Here is a 512-nt window from a genome sequence, read left to right on the forward strand (position 1 = left end):
TTTCACCTGTAAGATCACCCAAATCTTTCACAAGAACATGTTGTACTTGATCATGTTCAAAATAATTATCCGCACCATTTACGAAAACATTTAAATGTTTTGAAAGGAACTCAGCTTTTGAATGTGCGGACTGCTTCGCTTTTTTGAATTCAATCTCAAGTTGTTCCATCGTAACGGAAACACCAATATTTGGGTTAACCATTTCCCAAACTTTACGATCTTCCCAATCATAATTTTTATTAGGTTCCCAGATTGCAACAAATAAGGAATCATCATCATCATTTTCAAGAACAAGTTTCGCATATTTATAAACACGCATACCAACAGATGAAGCACCCTTACCAGCCGTTGAAATATTAAGCATCATTGGTTGTTCACGAGAAATCTGCGCTGACTTTAAGTTATCATACATGTCCATATTTTCTTGTGCATGGAGCTCGTCATTTAACACAAAATAAGGGTTCTTTCCTTCAAGACCCTTCGTATTTTTCGTTAATACTTTGAATTTATTT

1 protein-coding gene is annotated in these 512 nt (G+C 34.8%); it reads right to left on the bottom strand.

Annotated elements, in window-relative coordinates; all coding sequences use genetic code 11:
• Positions 1–512: terminase TerL endonuclease subunit (locus tag RT27_RS32075; RefSeq protein ID WP_043939467.1), on the bottom strand; the 512-nt coding region annotated here is incomplete at both ends.

Origin of the sequence: Bacillus sp. L_1B0_5 (genome assembly GCF_000836715.1) — a bacterium.
In the GTDB taxonomy this organism is placed as follows: Bacteria; Bacillota; Bacilli; order Bacillales; family Bacillaceae_G; genus Bacillus_A; species Bacillus_A thuringiensis_S.